We start from the raw sequence: 22,237 nt of genomic DNA, 5'->3' as shown, positions 1-22,237 counted from the left end.
ATGAATAATTAGTACATTTGCAGGGTAAAAATAGGGAATTGGGACGAGACCCTTCCTCTTAAAAAACTAAAGCATGTATCCACTACGCAGAAACCGACGATTACGCCAAAACGATGCCATACGAAGCTTGGTTAGGGAAACCTTTATTTCTCCAAACGATTTTTTAGTACCACTGTTTGTCGTAGAGGGTAATGGTGTAAAGGAAGAAATTGCCTCCATGCCCAATTACTATCGCTATAGCTTGGATTTGTTAAAAGCCGAAGTTAAGGAATTGTGGTCGTTAGGGTTAAAAAGTGTTCTGCTATTCGTAAAAGTTCCTGACAAGTTAAAAGACAACAACGGCACCGAAGCCCTCAACAAAGACGGTTTGATGCAACGCGCTATAAAAACGGTGAAAGATGTGTGCCCAGAAATGCTGGTGATGACCGATGTAGCAATGGATCCCTATTCCAGCTATGGTCATGACGGGATTGTGAGCGACGGCATTATAGTTAATGACGACACCAACGCCATCCTGGCCGAGATGTCCCTAAGCCATGCCAACGCAGGTGCAGATTTTGTAGCACCCAGCGATATGATGGACGGTCGCATTTTTGAAATCCGCAGCCTGTTGGAGGACGAAGGCTTTCACGATACGGGAATCATGAGCTATAGTGCTAAATATGCAAGTGCTTTTTATGGACCATTCCGTGATGCACTGGACAGTGCGCCCGTGGACCAACAACATGTCCCAAAGGACAAACAGACCTACCAAATGGACCCTGCCAATCGTGACGAGGCCATCAAGGAAACCCTTATGGATATTGAAGAGGGTGCCGATATCGTGATGGTAAAACCCGGGCTGTGCTATTTGGATATTGTTCGTGATATTAAAAATACTGTACATGTGCCGGTTGCCGTTTATCAAGTGAGTGGCGAATATGCCATGCTTAAAGCTGCTGCCGAAAAAGGCTGGTTGGACCACGATACGGTTATGCTAGAACAGGTTACGGCCATTAAACGTGCCGGTGCTAATATCATTGCAAGTTATTTCGCAAAGGATGTTGTGAGAGTACTCCAATAACTGCGGAACACCTATTTCGCTCCAACAACAAAACTAACAGTATGAAAAAGATCGTTTTATATTTCATTTTAATACTTTCAACAATTACTTACGCCCAACAAACCACCCCCAAAAAAGCGTGGTTGGAAAAGTGGGAGAACAGTAAGAATTACCTTGTTGGGATTGCCGAAGCTATGCCCGAGGATTATTTCGATTTTAAACCTACAGAAAGACAGATGACCTTTAAAGAACAGCTCATTCACATAAAAGGAAATATGGACTGGTTGAGCAATACCTATTTTACTGAAGTAGCCTACAAAAGAGGCGAAACCGAAATCCCTTCATCAAAAGCCGAGACCATTGCGCTACTTTCCGAAGCTTTTGACAATGCATTGAAAATTATTGAAAAAGCCCCAGAAGCAAGTCTAGCAAATACTGTGAATTTCTTTGCTGGGCAAAAAAGCAAGTTGCAAATCCTTACTCTTTTACAAGACCACGTTACGCACCACCGCGGACAGTTGATTGTATACTTAAATCTAAAAAATGTAGAACCTCCCAAGTATTCGGGATGGTGACCAAAGCCTGTGGATCTATGGCGAAAAAACAAAAATTTAAAATATCTTTAATAGCTAAAAGAGGGCAAATACACTAACTTGCCAAAAAACCACCATTTATGGGCTTATTGATACTCTACGCAGTACTTTCCATTTTTTTCTCGTTTATGTGTTCTATTTTAGAGGCCGCATTGCTCAGTTTTACACCTTCATTCATAAAAATGAAAACAGCAGAGGGCAAGGGTTATGCTAAAACCCTGGCCAATATAAAAAAGGACATAGACCAACCCCTTATTGCCATACTCACCGTAAATACCATTGCCCACACAGTAGGTGCGATCTTGGTAGGTGTCCAGGCAGAAAAGCTTCCTTATAAAGTTGAAATCTGGGGCTTTAACATTGTGGGTATTGTTTCGGCGATCATGACCTTGCTTATTTTGATTGTTTCAGAAATCATCCCCAAGACCATTGGTGCTACGTACTGGAAAAAATTGGGATCCTTTACTGCTGTATCCCTTAAAGCAATGATGTTTCCGTTGAAATACACGGGTATTCTTTGGATCTTAACCCTCACCACAAAACTCATTGGTAAAAGTGCCCACGTAAGCACGATGAGCCGCGAAGAGTTTATTGCCCTTACCGATGCTGCCGAACAGGAAGGGGTTTTTGAGGAAAACGAAGGTGCCGTTATAAAAAACCTATTGGTATTCAAATCGGTATTGGCCAAAGATGTCATGACACCTTTTCCCGTTGTTGAAATGGAAGACGAGGATACCACCTTATCCAAATTTCACAACGACCATAAAAACCTGCGCTTTTCAAGAATACCCGTGTTCAAAGATAAAAGCCACAATGTTACGGGTTTTGTACTGAAAGACGATGTCCTTGAAGAAATTGTTGAAGAGCGGGGCAACAAAACATTGAGCGATATAAAACGTGAAATTTCGGTAGTGGATGCCCAAAAGCCTATCCCTGAACTTTTTGACACCTTCTTGAAACAACGCACACATATTGCCCTTGTGGTTGACGAATTTGGTAACACCATAGGCGTAGTTACTATGGAAGATATTATTGAAACCCTCTTGGGTCTAGAGATCATGGACGAGAGTGACACGGTAGAGGATATGCAAGTTGCTGCACGAAAAAACTGGGAACGCCGTGCCAAGCGCATGGGGATACAGTTGCAAGAGGAAAGTCCCGATGAAAGTACTAATTAGCTTGCTTTTATATTCTCTGGCAAAATACTCAGGTTGCGCAAAATGGTATTAATAAATCGTGATGCGTCGTACGGCTTCAGTATGATATCGTTCATGCCACATTCAAAAATCTTTTTTCGTATTTCATCTACCTCAACTGCTGTTAGGGCAATAATGGGTACGGTTTGGTCAAACTTTCTAATGGCCTCTGTAGCTTCCATACCGTTCATTCTTGGCATATGGATATCCATTAAAACCAGATCGTAACGGTTGTCCTTAACCATTTGTACGGCCTCTAGACCATCGTTGGCCAGACTACAACCAAAGTGCTTGCTCTCAAGGATTTTCTGTGTGATCTTTTGGTTTATTTTATTGTCGTCTACCACCAAGATGTGTAAGTTTTCAAACAAGTGATCTTCTAAAACCAATTCATCACTGGTAATGCTGCTAATTTCTGGCCTGCTTTCGGTTTGTATTTCCTTTAGCGCTAATGAAAAAGAGAAAGTGGCACCCTTTCCGGTATCGCTTTCCAGATTGATCTTGCTTCCAAACAGCTGTAACAACTTCATAACAATGGGAAGTCCTAAACCTGTCCCTTGGTAGTTATAGTTCCGGTTTTCCACCTGGGTGAACTCCTCAAAGATTTCCCGTTGTTTTTCCTTCGGGATGCCAATACCATCGTCTTTCACTGTAAATTGAACCGTATGGGTATCGTCTTCTAAAATTTCAACTTGATGGATCGTGAGCCAGATGTTTCCATTTTCTGTAAATTTCACGGCATTACCTACTAAGTTCATCAAGATTTGGGATACCCGTACCGAGTCTCCTAAAAATTGGTTGGGTAAATTTTCATCTACGGACAGGTGAAGCTTATTATTGTGTTGTTGCAAGCTGAAGGCAAACGAACGCACAATATTGTTTAAAAGCGCTGTAAGCTGAAATGGTGTTTTTTCTAGCTCCAGGCCGTTGGCATCCATTTTATTGAGGGTGAGCACATCGTTTATGAGCGCCAATAGATAGTCTGCCGAAAATTTAAGGGACTCCAAGTCTCCTCTGTGCGACCTTAGTTTTTTGTCTTCAAGGAGAAGTGAGGACAGCCCAATAACACCGTAGAGTGGTGTGCGCAACTCGTGGCTTACTGTAGAGAAAAACTGGGTCTTTAGCTTGCTCAACTTTTCGGCCTCATCTTTGGCCTGTACCAAAGCCAGATTGGTTTCCTTAAGCTTTGTGATATTGGATTTTCGAGCTTTGGCCAGATTATAGATAACAAAGAAAACCACACATAGAATTATAGCAAAAACCCCTAAGATTACCATAATGGTACGGGTACTGTTTACCAAAGTTGCCGAAAGTTCTTTTTCGGCCTTTGCAATTTCTGCATCCTGCTGGTATTCTTTTAATTGGAAATTGGCACTGGCCTCTTCAATAGCCACTACTTTTTCTGAAGCAAAAATCCTGTCGGTAAAACTGCGCTCATCCTTTATAGCTTGATTGGCAAGTTTGTACTGGCCCGTCATTTCATATGCCTGTGCCAGGAATTTATTACCCTCGGCTGCTTGGATTATGTAATCTTTTTCCTTTGCAGTTGCCACAACGTTACGTAAAATTTCAATGGCCTTTGATTTTGGATAATTATCTTTTAAGAGATGATGCCTTGCAAACAAAATATCCAGATTGAGCTCCAGTAACGGGCTTTGTTTTTCAACTTTGGTAAGTTCCCGTGTACTAACTAGATAGGGCAGGGCTTTGTCTGTCTGGCCAAGGTCTATGTAGGTCCATCCAATGTTCATGTATTCGATAATATTCTTTACATCACCGCCCTCTTGTTTTTTTCGAATGTCAATAGCCTTTTCGTAATAAGGAATCGCTTTTTCCATATGCACGCCACTCTCTCCAATTTTGTTGCCCAAGGAAGTATATGCCCATGCAATTAAGCTATCTTCTTGCGATAACAGCGCATACTCCAATGCTTTATGGCCGTTGTAATTTCCTTTTAAGGTATCCTTGAGCACCCAGCTATAAAGATTTCCCAACCCATCATATCCCCTAAATGCATAATAGTGGTCTTGGATTTTGGCAGCTTCTTCAATTAAAAGAGTATTGAACTCAATAGATTTTGCGTAATCGTGCTTATGGTAGTAGTCCCTACCCGTTTCTAATAGTACTTCAAGACTATCTTTAGCAACCTGCGAGAAGACCGAGAACGGCAAAATAAAGCATAGCAAAATGAAAGTTGCAGGGGTAGGTAGTTTCATTTTTAATGGATTTTAGGGATTGCTAATCTACATATAACCCCCTAAGTATCAAAACATTTACAGAAAATAGTCTGCTTCTGTTTTAAAATTACGTGTAAACACGTATCTTGGTACAAATGGTAAACATCTCTATCAATACCCCTCTTGGCCCTCTTTTTATCGAAGGTTCCAGGGACGGTATCTCATCTATTAGTTTTGTGGATACCCCAATCTCAGAAACAATTGAAGTTCCGCCTGTGCTTCAGCAAGCTGTGATACAATTGAATGAATATTTCAATAAACAGCGCAGGGAATTCAGTTTACAATTGGCTCCCAAGGGCACTGTTTTTCAGCAAAAAGTATGGAAAAAGCTACAAGATATCCCTTACGGAAAAACCACATCCTACCAAGAGATGGCAAACCAACTGGGCGATCCAAAAGTGATTCGCGCCGCAGCGAGCGCCAATGGCAAAAACCCTATTGCCATTGTAGTCCCCTGTCACAGGGTGATTGGTAGTGATGGTTCCTTAACTGGGTATGCTGGTGGACTGCACCGCAAAAAATGGTTGTTGGAACACGAGAGTCCAATAAAACAGGGGAAATTGTTTTAATTTTATACAATGAAGAAGTTGAAAAAAATTTTAAGCTGGTTCCTTGGCATTGCGCTACTACTCATAGCCTTGGCTTATATAACCGATCACGACTACATTTTAAAAGGAGTACGGGTTGTGTATTTTACCGGGCACACCACTGCCTTTATAGATGACCACAGCTATTTTAAAAATGAAACCATCCCAGCCAGCACACAACCACAACCTTGGCCAGTGCATAAAGATTTTAATACCATTAGTCCAACTGAGACATTGCTGGAAACCCACGAAGACTTTCGCACCATTGCTTTTATAATCATTAAAAATGATAGTATTGTGCATGAATACTACAACGAGGGGTATGGTGAAACCTCCCAAACCAACTCTTTTTCCATGGCCAAGAGTGTTACCTCAGCGCTTTTAGGAAAAGCCATCCAAGATGGGTTTATTGAAAACCTGCAGCAACCCGTGGGTGATTTTATCCCAAAATTTAAAGGAACAAATATGACCGTAGGAGACCTCTCTTCCATGTCCAGCGGCCTCAATTGGGACGAGAGCTATACCAGTCCGTTTAGCGTGACAGCACGTTCTTATTATGATGACGATCTTGCAGAAACCATTCTAGGTTTGGAGGTGACCGAAACACCTGGAGAATCGTTCAAATATCTTAGCGGAAACACCCAATTGTTGGCAATGGTGTTGGAAAACGCTACGGGCAAGCAGCTTGAAACCTACCTTTATGAAAGCTTCTGGCAGCCCATGGGGTTTGAACAGCCCGCACTGTGGCAGGTAGACGATGATGAAAACCGCTTGGTAAAGGCCTACTGCTGCTTGGCGAGTAATGCACGTGATTTTGCACGCTTCGGGAAGCTGTACAAAGACTTCGGAAACTGGAATGGGAGACAATTATTGGATTCGAACTTTGTGGCAAAAAGTGTACAACCCCGCTTTGAAGATAGTCCCGAATATGGCTATGGGTTTTGGTTGAGCGACCATTTGGGCAAAGAGATTTTTGTAATGCGTGGCATCTTGGGCCAATACGTTATTACCATCCCCGAGGATGATCTAATCATTGTCCGGTTGGGCCATCAACGTGGGTCACGTAGTGATCTTCCTTTTTCTTCAGATTTCTATACCTATGTGGAAGAGGTGTATAAAACGTTGAAACTTAGCCATTAGAGCAACAATCAAAAAGCACTATTAACAAGCTTTCGCCCCTTATGAACAGGGGTTTTTCCCTTTTGTACCGTTTCTCGATTGAAAACTGCCAGTAATCGCATAACCCTGTGATTTACTGTATTCTCCATTGTGGTCTTTTAGCATGTTGTCCATATTTGTGGCAACGATAACCAAAATAATTTCAATCATGAAACATTTTTACCTCACTTTAAGTTTAATACTGGCCATATCCATTTCATTTGGGCAGAATGAAAAAAACCATTGGTTTTTTGGACAGAATGCTTACATAGATTTTAATACGGCAACACCTACTGTTACTACGGGAAACCTTAATACAGGAGAAGGCTGCTCATCGGTGGCCGATGCGAGTGGAAATCTATTGTTTTATACAGATGGAAGAAATGTATATGATAGCACAAATACCACGATGCCCAATGGCACCAATCTCAAAGGAGATCCTAGTAGCACCCATTCCTCACTTGTAGTGGCCAACCCCTGTAATCCTGATCTATACTACATTTTTACTGCAGGTGCCAGAACCATAATGCCCGGATTACATTACTATGAGGTTGACATGTGCCTTAACGGCGGACTTGGGGATGTGGTAGTAGGGTCGGAAACGTTGTTGTTGGCAGATGCTTCCGAAAAAATTGCCGCAACGCTTAACGCCAACGGTCAAGACATTTGGGTTTCATCTACAAAAGAAAACTCATCGATCAGTTTTGCCGAAATATATACCTGGGGAGTGACCTGTGCGGGAGTATCTCTTACTCCTAACGTCTATGTTTCTTCACAAGCAAATACTTCTGCCACAAACGGAACGCAATGTAATACCGATGGTAATGACCCTGGCCAAATAAAATTCAATAATTCTGGTGATGTTCTTGCAGTTGCACAGTTATACTGTAGTAGAGAAATAGACGTCTATTCATTTGACAATGTTACGGGAAATGTAACCTCATTTGTCACAGCACTAACAGATACGACGGGTGGTGCATATGGTTTGGAATTTTCGCCCGACGACAATTATTTATTCGCAACCGATTATTTCCTGCGTAGTGTTTGGCAATATGATATTTCGAATATTACTTCAATACCAACGCCCGTGCAACTAGGCTCAAATATTGGAACCCGGGGAGGTGCATTGCAACTTGCACCGGACGGTATGAGCATCTACGCCGCTCAAATGAACACAAATAACTTGGCTCAAATAACCAATATCACATCTTTCCCAGCCACCTTTAGCAATAATTCGATAACACTCGCTGGAGGCACCCTGTCAAGGCTTGGGCTACCTACTTTTGCCTCCGGAATGTTCAGCTCTAGCCCCTTCTGTCTCAACCTAGACCCTTTTACCAATGCCGTCCCCACTCTATTTTCAACGGTTGTAAAAGATGAATTGAACACCAATCCATTTTTTGGAAAAGACAAGGAATACGGCGATGTAGACAACGATGGTGATATGGATATTCTTTACACCAAAACAGGCGATGAGCTCTTTATATTGGAAAATACAGCGGGTCCCGGAGTCACACCGGTTTATTCAGTTCCTGGCACTAGTGCCTTTGGCCCAAATTTCCTGTCGTACAGTTATCGTTTTATAGATTGGAACGGAGATAGCTTTAACGACATTTTGGTCTCTGGAATAGACGCTTCTGGCGACGCAGGAATTTGGTTGTTCCTAAACAACGGAAGCGGAGGGTTTCCCGCTTCTGGACTGCCCTTTATAAATGCCGGACTTCCCGGCCCAGACCAATATGGTTTTAGCGATCAGGATTTAATTGCCGTAGGCGACCTCAACAATGATGGGCTCCACGATATCCTCATAAGTAATCAGTCTGGAACATTGAATGGGACGGCTTATTTTGAAAATTTGGGGGTAAGTGGCGGGCCACCTCCATATTTTGGACTAACGGGCTCGCAAATGTATGTTGGTGGAACAATAAACAATCCTTTTATACCCGACAACAGTGGTAGCTATCACACCCCAGAAATCTACGATGCAGACTGCGATGGGGATTTGGATGTATTTATTAGCGACCCCTTACTTCCCTCCCCAACATTTGGAGGGGCTAGAATGTACTTTCACGAAAATAATGGTGCTGTTACCACTGGGACACTTCCCGATGTAAACCTTACTGGAGTTATCAATCAGTTTGGTTTTAACGATGACCCTGGAACTAGCTCAGATCTAGCTTGTGATTGGATTATTACCCGCATCATACCTTATATAAACCCAAACTGTCCCATTGCAATAAGTTATAATTTGTGCGATGAAGAGTTCTTTTATTATGATCAAGATTGCGGTTGCGAAGGTACTGGAACCAATGTAGTTGTTCTGGATACAGAAGAGTTGCAAAACCCTCGAACAGAAATTGCACTATACCCCAATCCAGCATCGAGTCATTTCAAGATAGAGAGCGAGGCGACCATAACAGGGTTTATGATCTACGATATGCAAGGGCGTGAAGTAATGCAACACACTTACACTGGTAAACCCGTGCAAATTGATAGATTATCACAGGGAATGTACTTTGTGAAAGTAAATGCTTTTGGAGGCATACAAACCCTACGCCTAATTGTAGAGTAATTAATCGAATATAGCGATATGAGAATATTCTACTTTTATACCATACTAATGCTGAGCCTCTGGGCGGCACAGGCCCAGTGCCCTCAGTACCAAGATAATTTGGTAGAGTTCATATCCAGTTCTCACTATAAAGATCTCAACACAATTGAGCTAGAAGACAACAGCCATGATTTTGTGATAGTCGGTACAAAATTCACCGAGAGTTTTACGCAAGAAACCCTTTTTCTGGTCAGGATAAACGGATCAAATGGAAGCATCGTTTGGAAAAAGGAATTTGACCAAACCCATGCATCCAGAGGGTTCGATGCTGTTCGATATGATGAAAATGGACAAGAGTATATAGCGGTAACCGGCTATACAAACAATGGGAATTTAAACGAAGCTTATATTGCTGTGGTAGATGCTACAAACGGTACCATAGTACGTGAAAATGCATTCGAGATAGAGCCTGGATTCCATTCCCAAGGCCTGCATATTATCTACACTGAAAAAAATTATAACGGAGCCCCTGAACCTGGCTTTGTCGTTGCAGGCTTCTATAATTTCATCTATACTGTAAATGTAGATGACAATGGTTCTGGCTTCTTAATGCGAACAGACATAAATTTAGCACCTCTTTGGACTCGAAGTTCAGAATCATCCACAACTGGCTTGGTAGATTATGATATGATGAACCGTGTAACCGAAACCTCCGTTGGATTCTTTGTAACAGGCAGTGTGAATGAACCCAGTGGAACACGGCAAAGCATACTATTATCAAAATTTGATGGGGATGGCAACACCCTCTGGACCAATTCCTATGTACGAGGAAATTTCAGAGATGTAGGAGTGGACGCTTACTTTGAAAGTGCGACTGGCTATATATATGTATTAGTGTACTATTCAGATACACATTATTTTGGTTTGACAACGATAGACAGTAGTACAGGATCCATCCTGTTAAACCACTCCTGGAGTTATGTGAATGGAAGCGAGCTAAACCGTACCGGCTTCAAAATTTCAAAAAACACAGACCCTAGTTTTCCGAACGATTTGGTGATCTTTGGCTATGAGCGGGATGCAATTATACAGGATCCTACGGGGCCTACTGTGAGCGCCAACACCGTGCCGTTTACAGTAAGTGTCAATAAAACCACCGGAAGGATAAGCTATGCCAAAAGCTATCCTGTTCCTTATAAGGATAACCCAGACTATCAAGATTATTTCCGTTTTTGGGAGGGACAGAGCCCATTGATATTTCACCCAGATATGGGTTTTGTATCACAAGGTGGTTCTTGTTCTTTTATGGTAGCCAATAGATCCTATGGCCCAAACCGTTCAGCCATAGAAATGATAGCACTCACTCCCAGCCTCCAAAACACTTGTGATACCACCTCTTTTACAGCAACCGAAAACCTTATAAACCTCCAATTGGTGCCCACGACTATAAACAATAAAACCATTGTGGCTCAAGCCATCTCATACAGCAGTCAAAATATTGCTTTGGAAAAAACGAATTGTGAACAAGGAACTGTCTTGTCCGTTACCACCCCACACAACAAACGTCCCCAACTTTTTCCCAATCCAACAAATAGCGTCTTGAACGTGAATACGACCATAAAGCTAGGTTATAGAATTTTTGATGTAAGCGGAAAGCAAATAATGCAAGATGATAGCGTTCCAGATAGGGGAATCAACCTGACTAGCCTGCAAAACGGTGTGTATTTTATAAAGTTCATTTCAGAAGACAACAAAACCGAGACCTTTAAATTCATCAAACAATGAAAAAATTACTTCTTTTATTACTTTCAGCAACATTGATAGCCTGCGATAGCGATGATGATAACACCCCCAACCGAAGCAGTGAAAACATAGAGGTAAGCATAGACGGAGGTACGCCACAACCTTATAAAATGAACATTGAAGCGCGCTTTATCCCGCTTCCGCCCACATCGGGTTTTATGGGCTATTTTGTTATAGACTCCAGCAACGGGACAGATGCTTTTCATTTGGAGCTACCGCGCACCATCCAGAGCGATTATACCGCACCCTATACGGTGACCATAACCAATCCCGTTCTGATAAACTCGGTTCTTACCATTGAGGGAGTTGATATAGACTATGCCAACACCACCAATACGGTTACCCTACAACTACAACAATACGGCAATGTGGGCCAGCAGGTCGTGCTAGATGTGAACGGAACCTACTTTGATAGCAGTAACGCGCAGCATAGCATAGCGATTGCCATAGATGTTGAGAGAGACCCCTTTACCAATCCTTAAAATTGTAATCCATTATATTTTAAGCTACCTTCCCCTATGCTTAGGCAACTAACCAAACTCCTGCTACTGTTCCCTCTAGTTCTCTGGGGGCAACAGGTGTATGTATTTACCACAGCTAACGGCCTCCCCTCCAACACGGTGTACGATGTGGTGCAGGACGCGAAAGGATTTATCTGGATTGCTACCAACAAGGGCGTGGTAAAATACAATGGCAAGACATTCAAGACCTTTACCGTACAGGACGGCCTGCCCAATAATGACACCTGGAAGCTAGAGGTAACGCCAGACGGCAAGGTTTGGTATGCTTCCAAAAGCAACCGCCAAGGCTATATTGTTAACGATAGTGTGTATAGCTTTCCTGTTGAAAATAATAAAACCATTAGCCCTGCATATTTTGCATTGAATAAAAATAAAGTTGGTTTTTTTTATCACGACAGCTATTTTTTTGAAAACAACGAATGGAAATTGGGGCTTAATACTTCAGATATTGATGGAGACGGCAATAATGATTACCAAGTAAACGATAGTATAAACATCGCCCGAAATATTTCAAACTTCAAAATTTTTGCTAAACGAACATCTGGTTTTGAAATAAAATTATATATCCCTGTTCCTTATAAACTAAGCTTAAATGGTTCTGCAAACGAGCCCTATGGCATCTATAATGAAATCCTTTGGCAGGTTTATGCTGAAGGCTTGGTCTTAGTAAACTTAACTACTGGTAAGGTAAGGACAATTTCCTTGGACGAAAATCAACAAGACAATTTAATGTTCGTATGGAACAATGAATATAATTTGCAGTGGAAGACCAAAACCGAAGTACAAATCTTTGACTATAATTTCAACAAGCTCAAAACCATAGAGCACCCAGACTTAAAAGACCATACACGCGCCATTGTAGATAACGATGGCAACCTATGGATGTGCAGCCTCTCCAAAGGCCTAAAAATGATTCCAGCAACAGCCTTGGCCGCAAAAACCCATTTTATAGACCAAAAAGTTCAAAGACTGCAAGTGTTGGAGGATACTTTATTTGCAGGTATTTATAACCAATCCATAGCATTTTATAAAGAAGGGATGTTCAGAAAAACTAAGTTGCATCCTATCGGGAATATCTATAAAATCAAAAAATTACCACCTTTTGGAAAATATATTGCTGCTGCTACCCATAGTAAAAGCGACCACAAAACCATACAACGGCAGCAGCTTTACAAAGGTGAAGTACACGCACTAAAGCAGGATGTTAATTTATTTGGATTAAGAGACATCACACTGCACGGCAATGACACCTATGTATTGTTTCACAACCTTATTGCCAAAAGCAGAAGCAACGAATATTTTGATGTTTTACAGTCTGTTCAAGGAAAAAATGGATTTGCAAGTCATCGAGACACTCTTTTGGTTTATGGTAGCGATGGATTGCACGTTTTGGCACAAGACACCTTGCTACCATACGGTACACAAGATACCAACCGAACTATCTCCTACCTAATTGCGGTTTCTAAAAAAGACAGGTTGTTTCTCGGCACCGATGGCTTCGGCGTACAAGTTTTGGAAAATGGCACCTTTACCGAAATCCCGGAAACCAAAGGCCTTTCGGTGAACCGAATCATCCAGAAAGATAGCCTCCTATGGCTGGCCACCCAAAGAGGAGTGCAAGTCCTAAAATTAAATCCAGTCCTAAAAAAATCAGAAATCATCAATTCGTTTTATACGGCCGATGGGATATTGGACAAAAATGTAAACGATATTGCCATTCAGGACTCGCTCTTATTTGTAGCAACAGATTTGGGATTATCCACCCTCAACCTAAAGAGCAAGGAATTTTCACAAAAACCTGTGGTATATTTTGATACCAAGAGCGATACACTTCAATTTCCATTTGAAAATGCAAAAAACATCTCAATTGCGTTTGGGACGCTCGATTATACTAATCAAGAGAACATTCAATACTCCTATCGCTTACTCCCCGAGCAAAAAGATTGGCAAGTTAGTACCTCGCAAAGTATTACCTTTGCCAGCCTGACCCCTGGGGATTATTCCCTTGAGGTAACCGCCACGGACCAGCATCGTAACAGTGCCACAAAATCACTGACCATTAAAGTGCTACCTGCCTGGTGGCAAACCACCTATTTTAAGATAGCCGCCATGCTCATTGGGCTATTGGTCTTAGGGCTACTTGGCTGGATGCTTTACAGAATCGCAAAAAAAAGAGCGTCCCAAAAAACCGAACGCGAAAAGAAATTGGCAGGGTTGGAATTACAGGCGCTACGCTCCCAGATGAACCCGCATTTTGTACACAACTCCTTGAATGCAATCCAGTATTTTGTACAGCGGAATGAGGTGACCCTTTCGGAAAAATACCTTTCTAAATTCTCCAAGCTCATCCGGCAGTTCTTTGAGTTTTCACGAAAACAAACGCTACCTCTTTCCGAAGAGATAGATCTGCTCACCAATTATTTGGAAATAGAAAAAATGCGTTTTGAAGACAAACTGGACTATACCCTTGAAGTTGATAAAACCATCGATACTGAAAACGTTGTAATCCCATCGATGATCCTTCAGCCCATCGTAGAAAACGCCATTAACCACGGTGTTTTTCATAAAGAAGGAAAAGGAACTATCCAACTTAGGTTTCATAAAGTCGATGGTCATACCCTGAAAATCGAAATCGAAGACGATGGTGTGGGTATTGAAAGAGCAAAGGAGATTTATAAAAATAGCGACCGTAACTATCGCTCCAACAGTACCCTTGTACTTAAAGAACGTCTTGAGTTGCTTTCACAAAATAAAGACTGGAAAATTGAGTATTCCATAAAAGATAAAGCAGGCAACAAAGCCATAACCGGAACGCTGGTAACTTTAAAACTAACTCCTCCGTATGATACTTAAAACTATACTCATTGACGACGAGCCCAAGGCATTGGCCATTTTAGAACACAAGCTTAAAAGACTTTGTAAAGATGTGAGCGTAGTTGCAACGTTTCAAAAACCGAAGGAAGCTTTAGAATGCCTAGAAGAAGAAAAGCCCGATTTGGTTTTTCTGGATGTAGCCATGCCCGAAATGAGCGGTTTTGACATTTTAAAACAACTTAAAAACCCTAATTTCGAGATTGTATTTGCCACGGGTTTCGACGAATATGCCATAGAGGCCATAAAGCATTGCGCCATTGGCTATTTGGTAAAGCCCATTGACAACGATGAACTGGTTGAGGCCGTTAACAAAGCCAAAGAGAACATTGCCGAAAAGAATGCGCTTATCAAAAACCAACAACTCATTGAAAATTTGGGTGTAAAACGATTCCAGGACCGTAAAGTGATTATCCCAACCCAAGATGGACTCGAGTTTCTAGAAATAAGCCAGATAATACGTTGCGAAGGCGAGGATGGATACACAAGGATCTATCGCAACGGAAAAAAACCAATCCTGAGTTCCCAGAACATTGGGCATTTTGTTAAAATGTTAGAGGACAAGGATTTCTTTCAAGTACATAAATCGCACTTGATAAACCTCAACTATATCACAAAATACCTTAAAGAAGGCTATGTCCTGCTGGCCGAACACCAAATCCCTGTTTCCCGCTACCGAAGAAATGATTTTCTGGAAATGATAAAAAATCTATAGTGCTAGGAAAACCTATGAAAATTGATTTTTTGACCCACTTCAAAATAATTTTTGTAGTTTTAACCAACTCCCCTTCATTTTAACGACCTATTATGCTGAAGCGAATTAACTTGGAACATATCCTGTTCTTGGATATTGAGACCGTGCCGGAGTTTGCCACTTTCGATGAACTGGAGGAGACTACACAAATCCTATACGACCAAAAAACCAATTACCAGCGCAAAGGCGAATACACCGCAGAAGAGTTTTACGACCGTGCGGGTATTTGGGCAGAGTTCGGGAAGATCATCTGTATTTCGGTGGGATTCTTCAAGATGCAGGGCGATGTCCGTAAATTTCGGGTCACAAGCTTTCACGGAGAAGAGATTTCGCTTTTAAAAGAATTTAAAAGGATGCTCGAGTCACATTTCAACAGACCTCAGCATGTGCTCTGCGCTCACAACGGCAAGGAGTTTGATTTTCCTTACATTGCCCGACGGATGATCATCCGCGGTATCACACTTCCCTTTAAACTGAACCTTTTGGGGAAAAAACCCTGGGAAGTGCCGCATCTGGATACTTTGGAGCTCTGGAAGTTTGGCGACTATAAAACCTTTACTTCACTGAAACTATTGGCGCACGTATTAGGCATCCCTTCGCCCAAGGACGATATTGACGGCAGCCAAGTTAGGGATGTTTTTTATGAAGAAAACGACATAGACCGTATTATTACCTACTGCGAAAAAGACACGGTAACCGTGGCGCAAATAGTTCTAAAACTTCGGAATGAAGCGCTTTTGGTGGAGGATGAAGTGATTTCTGTGTAAAAGATAATACACAAAAAAGCCCGTTTCAGTAATTTGAAACGGGCTTTTGCTTTTGGAATAATTTTATAACTACTCTCTAATAAATCGCTCTGTAATGACTCCATTACCAGTTTCAATCTCAACGAGATAGGAGCCACTCTGTAAATTGCTTACATCTATACTTTCTACAAAGTTACTCTGCAGCACAGCCTGCCCCAACATATTGAATATGGTTATTTGGGTAGCGGTTGTGCCAAGTACCTCTATGTTCAGGATCCCTCTAGAGGATACTGGGTTGGGATATAAACTTACGGTTACATCATTGCCCAATACTGGAGCCTGAATATTGGTTCCTGTGTTCGGATCATTGGTCGTACCATTGGTTCCTGCACCAATCACTACAATATAATCTTCTACCTCTCCATAGGTGAAAGACTCACACTGTGTAGGAATAGCGTTATACTTCATAGAAACACGCATACGGGTTGCTCCCACCGAGGCACCAGCTGGGATTCCAAAAGATCCCGTTACCGATGTAGCCGTGGTAGCTGCTCTGGAATAAGCCAGTTCGCCACTATCGTCAAAATCACCATCACGGTTCCAGTCTACCCAAACTGCATACGCTTCTGGATATACAGTGCCTGTCCAAGCTGGAGTAATTGTAATAGAGTTACTACTTGAAAGGTTTGTAGATAGGTTGGTATAATCCCCATATCCTCCCGTAGAAGCTCCACTTGGGTTGTCGATACTTCCTATCTGTACTCGCTGGATATACTCGTCGTTGGTATTGTTACCATTAGAAGAGCAATACCCTGTTGGAGGTGGATTAGTACCACCGCCAGAAGTAATGGAAATATCATCAACAGCTATATCTGCTTGCCAAGTACTTCCTGTCACCCTGTTAAAGCGCAATTGAACACTGCCTCCAAGATAGGCTGAAAGGTCTATGCTTTCGGTTAACCAGGCGTTTCCTTGGTTACCCGTTCGGCTCCAGAGCGATATCCAGGTTGCACCATTATCGTCACTGGCTTCTAGGGCGATACTACCCATATCCGAAGCACCGTACATATGGTATGCAAAATTGAAGTTTGCAGCACTTTCCGAAGAAAGGTCCACGCAAGGAGAGTTCAATATAGCACGTTTGTTGGGGTAGCCCGTTCCGTTGCCCGAAGCTTCCACATACATATAAAAAGCTCCTTCTGCACCGCTTGACGGTCCTGTGTTGGAACTTGGGGTCCCGTTGGAATCACGTGTCCAGTTGATATCATCTGCGGTACTCTGTGTCCAAGCACCTATAGACGACTCGAAACTTTCAGCATAAGGAAGAGAAACACCTCCTGCGCAGCTATTTCCTCCACCGCCGCCAGAAGTGGTCATTTCAACATTGTCCAAAGCGATGTCTGCTTGCCATGTGCTTCCTGTTGTTCTGTTGAAACGTAATTGAACCGAACTTCCGGTATAAGCCGCCATATTGATGCTAACCGATTGCCAAGAATTGCCTTGGTTTCCGGTTTGGCTCCATAGAGTAGTCCACGATCCTCCATTATTGGTACTGGCCTCCAAAAGGATGGTCCCCATATCTGAAGCCCCGTACATATGGTAGTCGAAATTGAAGCTAGCTGAAGAAGCCGCGCCCAAATCGAAACATGGCGAATTTAAAATAGCTTGTTTGTTAGGGTATCCCGTGCCATTTCCTGAAGCTTCCACATATACGTAGAATGCCCCACTGCTTCCGCTGGAAGGACCTGTATTGCTACTAGGTGTTCCGTTGGAATCTCGCGTCCAGTTAATATCATCTGCTGTACTTTGCGTCCAAGCACCAAAACCAGATTCAAAACTTTCAGAATAGGGATACGATGTAATCCCGTTGGTACATCCAGAACCTCCACCGCCACCTGCGGTAGTGACCGAAACAATATTACTGAAACCAGATACATTTCCAGCCGCGTCTTTTGCAGCAACTTTAAAAGTATACGCTGTATTTGCAGTTAACCCTGTTACGTTTGCTGTAGTACCAGCAACCGAACTAAGGAGGGTGTTTCCTTGATATACATCGTACCCGGTTACGCCCACATTATCGGTTGAAGCATTCCAAGAAAGATCTACCGTGGTTTGTGTTATGTTGCTAGCCGCCAGGTTGGTAGGTGCTGTGGGTGCTTGTGTGTCTCCACCACCTCCAGTGGTAACCCCTGTTACTATTAAAGTAAATGCCTGGCTACCACTACTTAAGGACCCTTTGTGGGTTACCGTAATAGTGTAACTTCCTGAAGCGTTGGCAACATCTACACGCTCGTAAGGGTCTTTGTTATTGTCTCCTTTACCATTAGTGGTAACACCGGTCAAACGCCATGGGCTGAAGGTATTACCGCCTTGGGTAATTCGGATATCCAGATCGTTTACCAATACGGCATTTGGCGAATTTGTCGCCGTTGTTGCTGTTCCAGCCAGGTCTGTCCAACTAATGGACGCTAAAAGATCGTTTATCCCATCTGCTTGAACCGTTACAGAGTACGATTGCCCTGAAGACAGTGTTCTTTCGTCGATAATAGCATTGGTTCCATTTTCAGTAATCGTTTCTGCAGCTCTTTTGCTGTTCATAAGGCCCCAGCCATATACTGCATCGGGTCCATTTGGCCCAGCATCATCGGCCGTATGTAGCGCCAATCCCTTAAGTGAAGCTGCTCTCATAAAGCTTCCATTCACATTGTTGTAATGTTGTTGGAGCAACAATAGAGAACCTGTTACATTGGGAGAAGCCATAGAGGTTCCTGTAATACTATTATAGGCCGTATTACTATTGTGGTAGGTAGAATACAATGAGGTACCATTACCTGTAATATCAGGCTTAATCCTTAAATCATCTGTAGGGCCTTCACTACTGGAACTGTTGATGCTTACGCTTATCAAATCGCCATTGTTGGCCACATTGGCATCCTGCGCATTGGCAACCACCATGTTATTTTTTGAAGTAGAATGCCCCGTGAGTTTATCGTAAGCGGAATTTCCGTTAAGAGGGCTGCCGTTGTAGTTTGTATTACCATCATTACCTGCTGCCACTACCATTAAATAGTAGGGCGCATTATACATAATGTTGTCCCAATCACGCGATTCGGTAATGTAGGCACCAAAATAATAGTCTGGCACCAAATCTGACCGAAACCCATAACTATGGTTGGAGAGCAACATTCCGTTTGCTGCAGCGGTAGTAGCTTCGGACTTATCGTTGTTCCACATATAGCCACGTACTCTTGAGCGAGGGGCCATTCCTTTTGCGCTTGCCTGAACTCCGGAAGCGGTAATCGTTCCCGTCACGTGAGCTGCGTGGAAATTAAGTTGTGTACCCCCTTCAGAGGCAGCATCTTCTACTGAAACTCTATTGGAGCCTCCAGGACCATCGTATTCCTGGTGCGTAACTCTTGCGTGACCACCATCCCAAACATACGCAGTCATGTTCTGGCCGTCCAAACTCAAACCAAGACTTCCTCCTATGTTAAGGTGATCTGTACGGGTAGATCGTGCCGCATCGGTATTAAGTGTTCTATAATAAATAGGGCTTCCATCTGCCGCAAAATATTGTAACTCCGCAAAGCCGCCATTGGGGAGTGTTACCCGTACCGGAATATTATCTATCAATGCCCTTTGTACGGCTGCATCTTTTTGTTGTTGGTAAGTGTTCGCAAAATCGGTGGCCAAGCTATTCAATTGGCCAAGGTTATAACTGGACGCTATGGTTTGCTGCTCTTGAGGGGTTTGTGCAAATAACAACCCGCCACTCGTGCATAACGCCAAGGCTAAGTAATAAATTTTTTTCATTTTTTTCGTTTTGGATTAGTGTAATAACAAAGTTTGTCTTCCGTGTTAGAAACAACGGTAAAGGATCTTGAATACTTAAGTTAGATTTGTCAGAAAAACTGAAGTTGAATCATTTTTTGGGGTTTAATTTTCATTAATTGATTGCTATTTTATTGGTTCTAAAAAAATTAAAACACTTAAAAGTATTCTCATTTTATTGCTTAATTGGCAATAAAATGAGTCTATTTTTGAATAAAGCGTATCAAATAAAACAAAATTTTACGATTTATAAAATTTTATTCGACTAAATACATTGTGATTTTATTAACAATAGATTTCCTACAAAGAATTTCTTACAAAAGGACCCGAAACCGTGTAAAACTTACACACTTTTTCAGTTTTTAAAAGTGCTCTTCAAGAAAACACAGAAATTTTAATCGCAAAGTCCTCTTTAATTTTAATTGTACCTTTGGGATATGGCCAAAGAAAATCTGCTTACGGTAAAAGACCTCTCAATTTCCTTCGGAAACAAGAAACAAAAGGTGGAAGTGATCCATGACATTTCCTTTAAAATTTCAGAAAATGAGATTGTAGGGATTGTGGGGGAATCGGGTTCGGGCAAATCTGTCACCTCCCTGGCCATTATGGGATTGCTGCCCAAAAAAACTTCCTTTATAGAAGGAAGGCTTACTTTTCAGGAGAAAAATATCCTTACACTCAAGGAGAAAGAATTTCAGAAAATAAGGGGAAACGAGATATCTATGATCTTCCAAGAGCCCATGAGCGCACTGAACCCTTCCTTAAGCTGTGGTTTTCAGGTTGCTGAAATTTTAAGGAACCACACCTCTTTAGCTGCTTCCGAAGCAAAAAAAGAAACCCTCCAGCTCTTTGAAAAAGTGAAGTTGCCGCGACCCAAGGAAATTTACAAGAGCTACCCGCACCAAATTAGTGGTGGGCAAATGCAACGGGTCATGATAGCAATGGCCATTGCTTGCAAACCAAAACTGCTCATTGCCGATGAACCCACGACAGCCCTGGATGTGACGGTACAAAAGGAGATCTTGCAACTGCTAAAAGAATTGCAACAAGAAACGGGGATGAGCCTTATTTTTATTTCGCACGACTTGAGTCTTGTTTCAGAAATTGTAGACCGTGTGCTCGTTATGTACAAAGGCGAAGTGGTGGAAGAAGGAACAGTCTCACAAATTTTTAAACACCCAAAAGCCGATTATACCAGAGCCCTGTTGGCCTCACGACCCACTTTGGACGAACGTTTGGAGCAATTGCCCACGATTGCATCATTGGCCGATGGCACTTTTACCAAAAATGTGGTGACGCCTAGCCAGCGGGCCTTTCAGCACAAAAAGATATACACCCAAGAACCACTATTGAAGGTGATGAACGTCTCCAAGGAATATTACTCCAAAGGGGGACTGTTCACTAAAAAACATACAGTACATGCGGTAAACGATGTAAGTTTTTCGGTTTTTGAAGGGGAGACTCTGGGTCTGGTGGGCGAATCTGGCTGCGGGAAATCTACTTTGGGCAAGACCATTTTACAGTTGGAAAAAGCAACTGCGGGAGCCATCTATTACCGTGGAAAGGACTTAACGAAGCTCTCAAAAGCTGAAATCAGGCGGTTACGAAAAGAAATCCAACTTATATTTCAGGATCCCTATTCGTCTCTCAATCCGCGAACGCCCATAGGCGAAGCGCTTATGGAACCTATGGAGGTACACTCTATTGAAACATCTGCTAGAAAGCGGAAGAAGCGGGTACAGGAACTTTTAATACGGGTAGGTTTGGACAAAACCTATTTTAACCGGTATCCCCATGAACTTTCCGGAGGCCAGCGACAGCGTGTGGGAATTGCCCGAACCATTGCCATGGAGCCTAAATTGGTGATTTGCGATGAATCTGTTTCTGCATTGGATATTTCAGTACAGGCGCAGGTGCTCAATTTGCTGAATGAACTGAAAGAAGATTTCGGCTTTACCTATATATTCATCTCCCACGATCTTGCCGTTGTTAAGTTTATGGCAGACCAGCTATTGGTTATGAACCAAGGAAAGATAGAAGAACTGGGAGATGCGGATGAAATTTATGCCAACCCCACAAAAGAGTACACCCAGAAATTGATAGATGCGATACCGAAAGGCATTTAACGAAGTTGAAAATCAACAATCCGGTTTCTTCCCCAGGGGTTACCAATGTTTAAAGAAACTTATAGATATATCCCGCAATTTGGAGGGAGGTGGGTTTCAGCCTAATCTTGTAAAAACAATAAAATAAAATTTTGTTGCTGAAATTCGGAATGGGACTAAAAAAATCCCGTTCTAACCTCACAAAGAACGGGACTAATATATGAATCTAATAGTAGATTCGG

14 protein-coding genes are annotated in these 22,237 nt (G+C 42.3%); 12 read left to right on the top strand and 2 right to left on the bottom strand.

Going from position 1 to position 22,237, the window contains the following annotated elements:
• Positions 1–73: 73 nt before the first annotated feature.
• From hemB to C8D94_RS02265, 3 genes are all read left to right on the top strand, one after another.
• A complete protein-coding gene (gene hemB, locus C8D94_RS02275; RefSeq protein ID WP_115122278.1) occupies positions 74–1,063 on the top strand; it encodes a porphobilinogen synthase in 990 nt (329 codons plus the stop codon).
• A gap of 41 nt (positions 1,064–1,104) precedes the next feature.
• On the top strand, positions 1,105–1,617 hold the full coding sequence (locus tag C8D94_RS02270; RefSeq protein WP_115122277.1) for a DinB family protein: 513 nt from the start codon (positions 1,105–1,107) through the stop codon (positions 1,615–1,617).
• A 98-nt stretch (positions 1,618–1,715) separates the two neighbouring features.
• On the top strand, positions 1,716–2,813 hold the full coding sequence (locus C8D94_RS02265; RefSeq protein WP_115122276.1) for a CNNM domain-containing protein: 1,098 nt from the start codon (positions 1,716–1,718) through the stop codon (positions 2,811–2,813).
• Here the strand turns inward: C8D94_RS02265 and C8D94_RS02260 are convergent.
• Positions 2,810–5,047, bottom strand: coding sequence for a response regulator (locus C8D94_RS02260; RefSeq protein WP_115122275.1), 2,238 nt, complete (start codon positions 5,045–5,047; stop codon positions 2,810–2,812). The two genes, C8D94_RS02265 and C8D94_RS02260, sit on opposite strands and share 4 nt — an antisense overlap.
• A 116-nt stretch (positions 5,048–5,163) precedes the next feature.
• On the opposite strand from C8D94_RS02260, the gene C8D94_RS02255 reads away from it, so the two are divergent.
• The 8 genes from C8D94_RS02255 (at position 5,164) to C8D94_RS02220 (ending at position 16,080) form a co-directional block, all read left to right on the top strand.
• Positions 5,164–5,637 (top strand): methylated-DNA--[protein]-cysteine S-methyltransferase, encoded by a 474-nt coding sequence (locus tag C8D94_RS02255; RefSeq protein WP_115122274.1) that lies wholly within the window; start codon positions 5,164–5,166, stop codon positions 5,635–5,637.
• Positions 5,638–5,646: 9 nt separating this feature from the next.
• On the top strand, positions 5,647–6,795 hold the full coding sequence (locus C8D94_RS02250) for a serine hydrolase domain-containing protein (protein WP_115122273.1): 1,149 nt from the start codon (positions 5,647–5,649) through the stop codon (positions 6,793–6,795).
• Positions 6,796–6,982: 187 nt separating this feature from the next.
• On the top strand, positions 6,983–9,385 hold the full coding sequence (locus tag C8D94_RS02245) for a T9SS type A sorting domain-containing protein (protein ID WP_170134705.1): 2,403 nt from the start codon (positions 6,983–6,985) through the stop codon (positions 9,383–9,385).
• An 18-nt stretch (positions 9,386–9,403) separates the two neighbouring features.
• Complete coding sequence (locus C8D94_RS02240) at positions 9,404–11,149, top strand: T9SS type A sorting domain-containing protein (protein WP_115122271.1); 1,746 nt, start codon at positions 9,404–9,406, stop codon at positions 11,147–11,149.
• Entirely contained in the window at positions 11,146–11,649 is a 504-nt protein-coding gene (locus C8D94_RS02235; RefSeq protein ID WP_115122270.1) for a hypothetical protein, read from the top strand. The genes C8D94_RS02240 and C8D94_RS02235 overlap by 4 nt, the downstream gene beginning before the upstream one ends.
• A gap of 36 nt (positions 11,650–11,685) precedes the next feature.
• Positions 11,686–14,541 (top strand): sensor histidine kinase, encoded by a 2,856-nt coding sequence (locus C8D94_RS02230; protein WP_115122269.1) that lies wholly within the window; start codon positions 11,686–11,688, stop codon positions 14,539–14,541.
• Positions 14,531–15,274 carry a LytR/AlgR family response regulator transcription factor gene (locus C8D94_RS02225; protein WP_115122268.1) on the top strand — a complete coding sequence of 248 codons (744 nt, stop codon included), beginning with the start codon at positions 14,531–14,533 and terminating at the stop codon, positions 15,272–15,274. The genes C8D94_RS02230 and C8D94_RS02225 overlap by 11 nt, the downstream gene beginning before the upstream one ends.
• 92 nt (positions 15,275–15,366) lie before the next feature.
• Entirely contained in the window at positions 15,367–16,080 is a 714-nt protein-coding gene (locus tag C8D94_RS02220) for a 3'-5' exonuclease (protein ID WP_115122267.1), read from the top strand.
• 69 nt (positions 16,081–16,149) lie between these two features.
• Here C8D94_RS02220 and C8D94_RS02215 read toward each other — a convergent pair whose 3' ends face one another.
• Positions 16,150–19,872 carry a S8 family serine peptidase gene (locus tag C8D94_RS02215; protein ID WP_115122266.1) on the bottom strand — a complete coding sequence of 1,241 codons (3,723 nt, stop codon included), beginning with the start codon at positions 19,870–19,872 and terminating at the stop codon, positions 16,150–16,152.
• Positions 19,873–20,327: 455 nt separating this feature from the next.
• Between C8D94_RS02215 and C8D94_RS02210 the strand changes: the two genes are divergently transcribed.
• Positions 20,328–22,016 carry an ABC transporter ATP-binding protein gene (locus C8D94_RS02210; protein ID WP_115122265.1) on the top strand — a complete coding sequence of 563 codons (1,689 nt, stop codon included), beginning with the start codon at positions 20,328–20,330 and terminating at the stop codon, positions 22,014–22,016.
• Positions 22,017–22,237 lie beyond the last annotated feature (221 nt).

The sequence above is a fragment of the Marinirhabdus gelatinilytica genome (assembly GCF_003353425.1).
GTDB lineage: Bacteria > Bacteroidota > Bacteroidia > Flavobacteriales > Flavobacteriaceae > Marinirhabdus > Marinirhabdus gelatinilytica.
This window is presented reverse-complemented; position numbering and strand designations above follow the sequence as displayed.